This window comes from Trichocoleus sp. FACHB-40 (assembly GCF_014695915.1).
GTDB classification, from domain to species: Bacteria; Cyanobacteriota; Cyanobacteriia; order Cyanobacteriales; family FACHB-T130; genus Funiculus; species Funiculus sociatus.
In genome coordinates this window covers 25,482-36,456 of record NZ_JACJPF010000037.1, presented here as the reverse complement: position 1 = coordinate 36,456, position 10,975 = coordinate 25,482, and the positions used below count along the sequence as shown (strand labels likewise).

General features: G+C 43.0%; 6 protein-coding genes. 2 read left to right on the top strand and 4 right to left on the bottom strand.

What is annotated here, in order from left to right; genetic code table 11:
• Positions 1–71: 71 nt before the first annotated feature.
• Complete coding sequence (locus tag H6F63_RS05910; RefSeq protein ID WP_199297762.1) at positions 72–2,756, top strand: CHAT domain-containing protein; 2,685 nt, start codon at positions 72–74, stop codon at positions 2,754–2,756.
• Positions 2,757–2,763: 7 nt separating this feature from the next.
• Here the strand turns inward: H6F63_RS05910 and H6F63_RS05905 are convergent, their stop codons facing one another.
• The 4 genes from H6F63_RS05905 to H6F63_RS05890 form a co-directional block, all read right to left on the bottom strand.
• Positions 2,764–3,492, bottom strand: coding sequence for a DUF928 domain-containing protein (locus H6F63_RS05905; protein ID WP_190635680.1), 729 nt, complete (start codon positions 3,490–3,492; stop codon positions 2,764–2,766).
• A gap of 85 nt (positions 3,493–3,577) precedes the next feature.
• Positions 3,578–6,052: a CHASE2 domain-containing protein gene (locus H6F63_RS05900; RefSeq protein ID WP_190635679.1), complete on the bottom strand. Its 2,475-nt coding sequence runs from the start codon at positions 6,050–6,052 to the stop codon at positions 3,578–3,580.
• A gap of 24 nt (positions 6,053–6,076) precedes the next feature.
• Entirely contained in the window at positions 6,077–7,621 is a 1,545-nt protein-coding gene (locus H6F63_RS05895) for a DUF1822 family protein (RefSeq protein WP_190635677.1), read from the bottom strand.
• Between the two features lie 4 nt (positions 7,622–7,625).
• On the bottom strand, positions 7,626–9,272 hold the full coding sequence (locus H6F63_RS05890) for a sigma factor-like helix-turn-helix DNA-binding protein (protein WP_190635675.1): 1,647 nt from the start codon (positions 9,270–9,272) through the stop codon (positions 7,626–7,628).
• A gap of 522 nt (positions 9,273–9,794) precedes the next feature.
• On the opposite strand from H6F63_RS05890, the gene H6F63_RS05885 reads away from it, so the two are divergent.
• Positions 9,795–10,955 (top strand): aminoglycoside phosphotransferase family protein, encoded by a 1,161-nt coding sequence (locus H6F63_RS05885; RefSeq protein ID WP_190635672.1) that lies wholly within the window; start codon positions 9,795–9,797, stop codon positions 10,953–10,955.
• Positions 10,956–10,975 lie beyond the last annotated feature (20 nt).

The following is a 10,975-nucleotide window of genomic DNA, read 5'->3' as shown; positions in this document are numbered from 1 at the left end:
TGCTTATTCTGAGCCTTCTGGCTCTGTTTCTCACTACAGGAATACCGCCTGTCCTATCACAAATGCCTGCAATGAAGCAGATTGTCCAGGAGATATCTGATGCTCAACAGCTGGTGCAACAGGGTAAAGAACATTACGATGCAGGACTATTCTCTAAAGCAGTAGAGTCTTTGCAACAAGCATCTCAACTCTTCAAAGCCAGCAAAGATGAACTGAAGCAAGCCATAACGTTGAGTAATCTTTCATTGGCTTATCAGCAACTCGGAAAGTTCGATGTGGCAGAACAGGCCATCGAAGATGGTCTGAGACTACTAAAGCCAGAGCGAAATCTGGGCGATCGCCAAAAACAGCTGAAAGCTTATGCCCAATCTTTGAATATCCGAAGTCGTTTCTGGTATTTGCGGGGACAACCGGAAGAAGCCCTAAAGAGTTCGCAAAAAGCTACTGATATTTACAAGCAATTAGGCGAACCCGTCGGAATGATTGGTAGCCTGCTCAACCAAGCTCAAGCCCTGCAAGCTTTGGGATTTTACCAGCAAGCTAAGACGATGTTAGAGCAGGTGAAACAAATTCTCGCACAAACACCAGACTTTACCATCAAGGCTAGAGGATTGCGTAGTTTGGGTAATGTCCTCCGCGCTGTCGGTGACTTAAAGCAGTCCCAAGAGGTCTTGGAGGAAAGTTTGGGCGTGGTTGAACGATTGCCATCTCCTCAAGCCAAAGGTGAAGCCAAAAGTGCTGCTCTGCTTAGTTTAGGGAATACTATTCGGGCTAGAGGTAATCTGGAACGCGATCGCCTTGATACGACAACTGAGCAAAATTCTCTACCTTGGCGCTGCGTAATTAAACTTATTCCAGATCAAGCTGCAAAGTTTTATCGGGAGGCGGGTCAAAATTATCAGCAGGTGATTGATGAATCCTCCTCACCAACTACACGAGTACAGGCACAACTCAATTACCTGAGCCTACTGCTAGAAACTGAGGAATTGCCTGCTGCACAAGCTTTATGGCCTAAGATTCAGATATTTGATTTGCCTAAAAGCCGGATGGCGGTTTACGCTCAGATTAACTTGGCTAGAAGTCTGGCTTGCTTGCAACAACAGAAGAACATCTCTATCAGTCCCCCCTTGTGGGAGAAAATCGACAACCTGTTAGCAACAGCCGTTCAAGATGCCAGAGAACTAGAAGATCCACGTGCAGTGTCTTATGCTCTCGCTAATCGCAGCGGGTTGTACGAATATTTTGCTTGGTTAGATGAACAGTACCAGCAAAAGCTGAAAGCACAGGAGTGGATTCAGAAAGCCCAGCAACTTACTCAGGAAGCCTTACTCCTTACCCAACCGATTGAGGCACCGGACATAGCTTATCAGTGGCAATGGCAGTTAGGGCGTCTTCTTCAAGATCAAGGAAAGAAAGAAGAGGCAATTGCTGCTTACGAGGCTGCTGTCGAAACTCTCAAGTTTGTTCGTGGCGATTTGCTTTCCGTCAATTCAGATGTCCAGTTTTCCTTTCGAGATAATGTGGAACCCCTCTATCGAGAGCTAGTAGCTTTGCTCTTGCCACCAGGGGAAACTCAACCCGAACAAAAAAATCTCGAAAAATCTCTTAAGTATACTGAATCTCTTCAACTGGCAGAACTAGAGAACTTCCTACGGTGCAACTTACTAGATGCCAAACCAGTGCAGATTGACAAAGTTGCTGAACAGGAAGACCCGACGGCAGTAGTTTTTTATCCCATCATTTTGAAAGATCGGTTAGAAGTTATCCTGAAGTTACCTAACCAGCTAAAACTAATACGCTACCAGGCTCCTGTAAAGCAAATTGACTTAGAGCATACGCTCAATGAACTAAGGGGGAAGCTAACAAACAAATATTCCGGCCGTGATGAATATGAGCCTTTATCCAGCCAGGTTTATGACTGGCTGATTCGACCTGCTGAGAAATACTTTAATCCAGACATAATTAAAACTTTAGTTTTTGTATTGGATGGTTCCTTAAGGAATATTCCCATGTCGGCTCTGTGGGATGGTAAGCAATTTCTTATTGAAAAGTATGCTGTAACCATCACTCCCGGTTTGCAACTATTGGGTCCAAAACGCTTGGAACGGAAAAGATTAAAAGCTCTAGTTGCTGGCTTGACTAAAGGAGGCACGCTAACTATAGAAGGTCGCATATTTAATTTTAGTTTACTGCCAAATGTAGGAACTGAGGTAGATAAAATCAAGAAGATTTTGCCTGATTCTATAGAACTATTAGACGAGCGGTTCAAAACTGAAAATTTGCGTAGTCAACTCAACTCGTCTTCTTACCCCATAGTTCACCTGGCAACTCATGGAAATTTCAGTTCCAATCCTCAGGAAACTTTTATCCTCACCACATCGAATAATCATATCAATATCAACGAGCTACAAAACTTACTGCAAGCTGGGAAACAAAGCAGACCTGATGCAATTGAATTACTGGTTTTCAGTGCTTGTGAGACAGCCACAGGTGATAGACGGGCAGCTTTGGGGTTGGCAGGAGTGGCGGTACGCGCAGGAGCAGGCAGTACAATGGCGACGCTATGGTCAGTGAATGATAAGTCCACCGCCTTATTGATTGAACAGTTCTACCAAAATTTGAAACAGGAGCTAGCTCAAAAACAGGTAACTAAAGCCGAAGTTCTTAAACAGGCTCAACTGTATTTGTTGCAGAATATAAATTACACTCATCCCTACTACTGGTCTCCTTTTGTCCTAATTGGAAATTGGCTGTAATAGTTGGTTATTGTTTGGGAGTGCAGCATTGAATAACTTGCTCTGTTGCGATCACCTCCAAGCCAAGAGATTGCAACAGGCTAGTCCAATCACTTTCAGCTTGTGGGTCTGTATAGCGAATCTCTGCCAGCAGTGTCAAAGCATCCAGCAAAATGCCTTCTTTTGTATAAAGAGCTGCGAGTTCCCGTTGCGAGACTTTTCCTGTTAATTGACTTGCTAGACTAGGGCTGGGATCGACCCGTCTGAGCCACCCGTCAACACCCGGATTTTTTGATTCGTCTGTTGGCTCACAAATAATGGCAAAAGACCAACGATAAAGCTTTTCTTTCTCCAATGATTTTGGCAAACGCACCCTGACAACTCCTGGTGTCCCAGATAGTGTCATCAGAATCGGTTTTATAACGTTGTAGCCCTTATCGTCCCGTAACGAAAACCTAGCCTCAAGAGGAGTGGTGGATGCATAGGGAACATAAAACAAGAGTGTGGGAGAATCGCTGGTAGTCAAAGCCTCACCCTTTTGAGCTACTAATGCTGTTAAAGACTCTTGTTCATTTTCATTTTTCACAACTGGACAATTACCGCGATCGCTCCCAGATGTACGATTGGGGTCTCTGCCTCCCCCTGACGGATCGGAACTTCCCCCGTTTCCTGTGTTCTGTGCCTGGATTTGTGGGTAGTTAGTAGCCAAGCTAATTAATACCCAAGTGATAGCTAAAATAACTTTGATCCAAGTCATAGTTCAAAATATTGATATTGAATAAAATAATTGAACGGCATTAAACTCTAGTATGATTTGTACAGTATGTAGAAAACTGTTAATTTTATTTTCTATAACAGCTACTTTTAAAACTAATTAAACTAATCTTAATATCCCTCTTAGTAAGGTAGTAAGCTACATAGCTACTTACTACTAAACCCAGCGCTGCTGGAATGAGAGGTACCCAAACAGCATGACTGAAATAGCTAAAGCAGATTACAAATATTCCCGAAATTCCGAGGCTTATAACAACTATCAAATGCTTTATAAAGCGGAATAAAAGAGTCAAAATGCCTCCCATTATTGACCAAACTAAAATCCATATATTTTCGCTTATTTTTGACCAAGAAGACAACAAAGAATGATGATTTTCAACCGTGTTGAGAAGTTGACTGACTACATGAGCATGAATTTTAACTCCGTGCATTTTCCCCACAGGTGTTGAATGGTAATCTGGACTGTTACTTGTCACATAACCAATAAGAACAATCCGATTTTGAATCAATTGAAGTAAATCGGAGTCTGAATTATTCATAATGTCCGTAAGCGAGACTTCTTGAGCAACCTGGCGGGAAGGGGAGTAGTCGATCAGTATTTGATACCCCTGCATATCATTTTTTGGTCGTTGATACCCGCCAGAATCAGGTTTTAAAGACTTGAGTACAATAGAATCAATCCTTAGGTTGTCACCGGGATTATACCTGTACTGAGTCTGAGGAGACAGGTAATGCCTGACTACTTGAAAGCTGAAAGAATAGAGTGTAGAGCAAAGCGATTCCCGTCGTAAATCCATAATTAATGAATAGCGACGGACAATATAATTATCCGGATTGGTATCGCGTATCAAGGCATCACTGAAGCCTATACGTTCTGAGGAAACTCCGGGAGGGGATGCCTTAGCACGCAGAGGTTGATACTGCCTATTTACTTCACCAACATCACAGATAGCAATGATAGGACGAACACTATTTTGTATATGTTTACCTAAGTTTTCCCAATCTGCTTTTGTGCCTCCTGTTGCTTCCGGCCGCTGAATATCTAGCCCAATGACTTGCGGTTGATATTTCTCTAGTTTAGTTAACAGTTGGGTTACTACCCGATCGCTGAGGGGCTTTTTAAACTGCTTAACATTAACATCCTCATCGTTAACTGCAACTATGAGAATTCTTTTGTCTAGTGGTGGAACTGATTTTAACTGCATGAAGCGGTCATAAGCCCAGAGTTCTAAAGGTTCAAGTACGCTGTGCGATCGCAGTCCTACTAGCAAGATGGTGATAATCAAACTTGCCAGGAGTACCGCAAGCAGCTTGGGCTTTCTCGGAAGAGGCGGCGGTGCCAGCGGTATGACTCGATATTGGTCGTAGGGAAACTTGCTATCAAATTCAACAGAACTCCCCTTAGCTTTAATGAGAAACTCCTTCCAAGTTGGTGGCACTTCCAAGTGACTCTGAAGAATCACTGGCAACCACGTCGCACCAGGCAAGTCGGTAAATTTTTCTAACCTTGCTTGCGCTCGTCGCACTGCGGTATGTAAAGGTTGTCCCTCGGCATATTCACTCAAAAACTCCTTCAAAAACGATTGTGCAACTATGTCTGGTACCACGTCTTGCATAACGATAATCACTGGAATCTGCAAAGAAGCCAGCTTTTTCGCTAATCCCAAACCGTCGCACGAGTTGAAAATCGCTATTTTCAAACCATTACGACTAGCTTCTTTCAAAGCATTCTTGAACTGGTCAATTTCTAAACTCTCGCTTTCATTGATATAAATTCGACCTGTATCCCTTTCTGTCTGGCTATGACCCGCAAAAAAGAAAATATCCCAGCCTTTTTTTTCCCGAAGCGTTTCGATCAATTTTTGTGCTTTAGGCTGTCGTAAAGGAACTGGCTCCGCACCTTCTAAATTATCAATTTTTTCCCAATCTGGTTGCAAATTAATATTCCTGTCATCTCCAAAAACCGCTAAAATCCTTACTAGATGATTCTCGGTAACTATTTTTTTGACTATTTCTGGTTTTTCAAATTCTGGTAGACTGAAGCTAATACCAATATCCGGGTAATTTTCCAACAAGTCCCATACATACCAATGCAGTTTCCACAGCAGGGAATCTGAGGTTTGGAGAATTACTTGAATTCCATCGGCTTGATTGTCTAACTCTTTCACCAGTCTCTCTCTAATTTTTCCCCATCCTTGAGCGGGGGATCGTTGGAGCCAATTTTGTATACTTGTTTCCATACATATGACAAATTGGCGGCAAGCTTCAACCCCCTCGCTAGTAAAGCGATTAGTAACTAAGCTTTTATCTACCTGCCAATCATCATTGTTTCCCCGCTGGTAATTTTGCTCATCTTGGTACGACGATCTCAGGCTGCGAAAAACTGTCTGCCAAGATATATATAAACCTTCAATTTCTGGTTTAGGCGGTAGCTCCCCTTTAATTTGTGTCAATTGAACACCATCTTTAAAGATTTGTAGCCAAACTACAAATCCTTTGTCAAAGTCACCATCCTCTATTTTTAGAACTGCTAACCTGCTCATAACGGCTTTCTTTGGTTGCTTTAGCTAGGCAACAAAATCCTCGATAACGTTAACATCATTGAGCGTAACTTTGACGCGGAACCGTTTACCAAGTGGGGGGTTAAAGCGCAGTGCAATGGATTTATCCTTATCACCTGTGTAACCTTGTCCTTCATCATTACTTCTCGCTGCGACTTCTAACCCAGGAATTGTTTCGCTTGACTCTGAAAGTACACTTAGTTTGAGATGAGGAGGCAACTTTGTTTCTCTATATGGCTGTACTTGCAGAAAAACGCCGGTTCTCCCGTCAGCTCTTGGCATGATGGCAACAACTAGGGCAACTGCATGATCCCCCAATTGCATTCCCAAGTCAATCAGTCTGGCTTTTTTAATACCAGCTTGGGGATTTCTTGGGTCGATTTTTCCCAAGCTTAGGGCAGCTTGCCAACGAGTTTCTTCATCCTGAGCAGTGTGCAGCAATTCAGTAAGAGCTTTTATGGCCTCAGGATTCCCAGCACCAATTTCACCTAAGACTCCTGCTGCTTGGCAACGGATCTGTTCGGGTTGATTAGGTTGTAGCAGGGAAATTACAGGAGCGATCGCATCTGGAGAGGTAAGAGCAGAGCCTCTCGTACCGCGAACTGGATTTGGTTCTAGTGGGGCGAAGAAGGTTTCAAATGTCTGCCAAACTTCCTCAACCAGATTCCGCCTTTCCTCAACCAAATTCTCCAACCACTGCCTTAAGTCCACAACAAACCTACTGGATGTAGCTGCCGCGACAGCCGTAACTTGACTCCTACTGGATGTAGCTGCCGCGACAGCCGTAACTGTACTATCCGGATTTACCATACGTCGGTTGTATAGTTGCTGTCTCCATTTATCATCCACTAGCAACGCCGCCCATTGCTCAAACGGCACATCCACCCGTAGACGAGGGGAATAAATAGAGGAATCGCTCAACAGTTGCAACAACTTTTTAGCCTCAGCCTCAGATAAAGTTGGTAATTCTGGAATTTCCTCTTGCATCCGCAGTCCTAGTGTCACCTGCATGACGGTGAGGTTTTCAGTTAAATTTTCTGCTGATAATACATAGGTGCGATCGCTTGAGTTGTATCTGCCTTTATACTTTAGCTGGCGATGAGTAGCGAACCCGCACACCCCCATCCAGCAATCATCCTCATCCCCCTCCAAATTAATAAGCACCGCTAAGTAATAATCAGCTGCAAAGCTGGGAATATCCACCCACTCCTGGGGGACGCACAACTCTTCTAAATCTGTTGTTTCACTTGGTATAAGCACTATTCGACTCTCGCCTAGCTGAATTGCCGTACCATTCACCACTTCCCAAATACTGGGTAAGGTATCCTCACTGGGCCAAATTGAGGGTTTAGGCGCAGATTCTTCTGCCAGCCAGTCTGAAAGCCAGTTGAGGAAGGTATGCAAGCAAATGCGATTGAGATAGGCATTGTAACGAGCGATCGCATTAGAATGATTCTGAGCCTGCTCCCAAGCTTTTCTTTGCTCTGCCGCTGAAATCTTCAACCCGAACTGGTTGGAAAAAGCCGTTGCTAATTCTTGCAATTCATACATCAGTTCATCCTCCTTGATTTGATTGATGCAACCCTTTTACACATTCCTCTAGAACTGCTTCAATTATTTTTGAATCTTCTTTTTGTATTAGGAAGATATTTAGGTTTTCACAGGCTGATTTAACCAGGTTTTTCCCAAAAACCCAAAGCCATATACTTATATATTGTTTAATTTTATTATTAATTACGTTCAATAAAGCAATCTGTAATTTAGATTTAGCTTTTATAAGTGCCTCATTAACTTCTGATTTGGTTATGCCAAGCTGAATAGCAATTTCTTGCTCATCTAGTTTTTGCCCGTAGCGAAGGCGCAATAACTCTCGTTCTTGAGGGTCAAGTTTCTTGATTGCCTCAACCAAAGCAGCATGAATTAAATCTAAGTAAATAGGAGCTTGGTAATTATACTCCAACCATCCCGCTACATACTGCGTGACCCATTCAGTAGGTTGACCTAATCCAGATAAAGTTTTTATCAGTCTCAATTCAATTGTATTAAGGCGACGAGAAATCGCACTCTGCGTGACTTCAAATCTAACTGCTAGCTGGGCTTGCTCCAGCCCAAAACCATAGTAAAGTAGTACAAGTTCCTGTTGTTCTGGTTTCAGAGAAAGCAACTGCTGCCGCAAAGCAGCCTCAGTCCGATTAACAAGATTTCCCTGGTTTTCGACCGACTCTTCTGCTTCGATAGAACCCTGCAAGTCTAGTTCTAAAATTTCCTGTGACTCTTCAGACTCAACTTCACGGCCTGCTGATTGGAGTGCTTCAATAGAAAAGCGCGGCGCTATTGATTTGGGGTAATTTTGTAAAGCTGCAATACAAAGTTCCATCCAAGCTTTTAGTTGCTCATCAGTAATGTTTGTACTAGCAGAGACTTCGTGGGGTGCAGAGGGCAACAACTTCTCAGCATTGTAATATTTAACAGCTTCCTGAAAATCTTGGCCATCGGGATTGGGCCATTTCTGCCCTGTTCTTTTAGTAGGGTTTTGAACTTGGTTAATCTGATAAACTTGTTTAAAATATTTACGAGCAAAGAGGAACCTTGAAATTTCTGGTTCACTATGTCCGTCTCTGAAAAGTGCTTCTTTCAGTTCTTTATCACTTTTTTTGCACAATAGCCGCCAGCGCGAGAACTTAGAAACGGCTGCCTTATCTTTAATAGTTCTTATCAAAACTCCCGTAATATAGGTATTGAGAGAAGAATTATCAAAATTATATTTATCTAAAATTTGTTTAAATTTATTTTGTTCATAAATAAAACATCTAGCAAAAAATAGATATTCTTCCCAAGATTGATATTTATCCTCTTTCCATACCTGTTCAGCAGCCCTGTAGCAACTCTCTTCACAGTAAACAGTTAAGTGTTCTAATGCCATTTGTACCCGATTCGCTGGCTCCCATTCTTCTTTTGGCGTTAGATCCTTGAGAGCTATGTCCATCCAGAACTGCACTAAGCCTCTGCCTTTATCTTGCTGGTTGCATAATGATACAAACTTCTTATGTCTGTTTTTATATAACTCAACATTGCGTTTCAAATTAGGCTCAGATTTCAACTGAATAGTCAAGCGACCGTTTTTATTCTCCAGTGTCATATAGACAGAGAATAGCTCGATAGGGTAGTCACGGTTTGGTAGTTTGGGTATGCTGCTGAACATCTAGACCTCTTTTTTTTCCCCTGTTATGGCGATGTTGAGTGTTTGTCGGTAGCCATTACCACGCGGTCAATTAGATTGACCATATCTCAGTTGAACTGCTTTGGTGTAAGGGGCGGCGGCAATTGTGGCAAAATCTCTACTTCTGTTTGAGCATAGTGGCTAGGTGACTGCTTTATTAAGGCGTGCTACTTAGCTCTTTGGTGTCGTCATCTGGGCGTTATGACTAATTCTCTTGCGGCTGTGGGCATCTAATCCAAAATTTCTTATGCCGAAGTCAGCAGACCGTTAGATAGGGGCTGGTGAGCAGTAGTACATGACAGGTTTTACGTTAAAAGTGCCTCTTCCAGGCTGAACCAGAAAAATCTACGGAAAAAACCACATTACCCTCATATTCCCCCAGAGCTGCTCCCAATTAAACCAGTAGAAGCAACTCAAGCCCTTTAAGAATGAGACAACAAGGCGCTCATTAGAAAGATCCTTGCTTGAAATGCCTGCAAATCAGGTTGAGCTATCACTAGGCTTATGACACTTTTGTTAAGTTCGCAAAATGTTACCGATTATTTAGTTGGGCTGGGTTTCTGCACCCAGTCAGACCGAGACAAGCTCCAGATAGAGCCAGTAGCTGCCAAGAATTTTAATTTGTTAGTGAAGTTCCTAGAGGGTCGCAAGCTCCTCGTCAAGCAAGAGCGGCACAATCGGGATGGGAAAACTGCGGGCGAGTTTCTTAGCGAGGTTCGAGTCCAAAGGTTTTTAGAACAGTTCCCAGAAGTGAGGCACCTTCGCCCCTTTTTGCCGATGGTACTCCATTTTGATGTAGAGCACTCAATTATTGTCTTTAACTACTTAGATGACTATCGCGATTTAACTGATTTTTACGCCAAGGAGAATATCTTCCCGACAGCGATCGCATCCTCAATCGGAACTATTCTAGCCAACGTCCATCGCGCCACTTTCAAGCGTCAGGACTATCAAGAATTCTTCTCTCAAAATACTAAGGATGGACTCGGAGAGCAAGTTCCTAACTTGATTCGTAGCCTGGAACGAATTAGCCCGGAAATCTTCGGTGTAGTTCCTGCGGATGGGCTGAGATTTTTTGCTCTCTATCAACGCTATGACAGCTTAGGACGGGCAATGGCAGAGCTATCTACTGCTTTCGCACCCTGTTGTCTAACGCACAATGACCTGAAGCTAAATAATATTCTTTTGCACAAAGATTGGGAGCAATCCGGTGACAACATCGTGCGACTAATTGATTGGGAACGTTCAGCTTGGGGAGACCCAGCTTTTGATTTAGGAATGCTAATTGCTAGCTACTTACAAATATGGCTGAGTAGCTTGGTTATCAGTCAGGCACTCAGTATCGAAGAATCTTTGCGCCTAGCCGCAACTCCCCTGGAACTGCTACAGCCTTCGATTGGAACCCTAACTTTAGCTTACCTGGACAATTTTTCAGAAATTTTAGAGCATCGCCCTGATTTCTTTCGCCGAGTCGTGCAATTTGCTGGTTTGGCTTTGATTCAACAAACTCAAGCCATGATTCAGTACCAAAAATCTTTTGGCAATGCGGGGATTTGTATGCTCCAAGTTGCCAAAACTTTATTATGCCGTCCGGAACAATCAATGCCAACTGTTTTTGGAACCGCTGCTGCTGACCTAAATCGGCTCAGCTGTTCTGCTGCTTAAAATGTTTAATCACAACTCAA

Excerpts from the sequence above, each read along its gene's own strand:
- H6F63_RS05895 (WP_190635677.1), bottom strand. The coding sequence starts at position 7,621 with ATGTATGAATTGCAAGAATTAGCAACGGCTTTTTCCAACCAGTTCGGG.
- H6F63_RS05890 (WP_190635675.1), bottom strand. The coding sequence starts at position 9,272 with ATGTTCAGCAGCATACCCAAACTACCAAACCGTGACTACCCTATCGAG.
- H6F63_RS05905 (WP_190635680.1), bottom strand. The coding sequence starts at position 3,492 with ATGACTTGGATCAAAGTTATTTTAGCTATCACTTGGGTATTAATTAGC.
- H6F63_RS05900 (WP_190635679.1), bottom strand. The coding sequence starts at position 6,052 with ATGAGCAGGTTAGCAGTTCTAAAAATAGAGGATGGTGACTTTGACAAA.
- H6F63_RS05910 (WP_199297762.1), top strand. The coding sequence starts at position 72 with ATGAAGCAGATTGTCCAGGAGATATCTGATGCTCAACAGCTGGTGCAA.
- H6F63_RS05885 (WP_190635672.1), top strand. The coding sequence starts at position 9,795 with ATGACACTTTTGTTAAGTTCGCAAAATGTTACCGATTATTTAGTTGGG.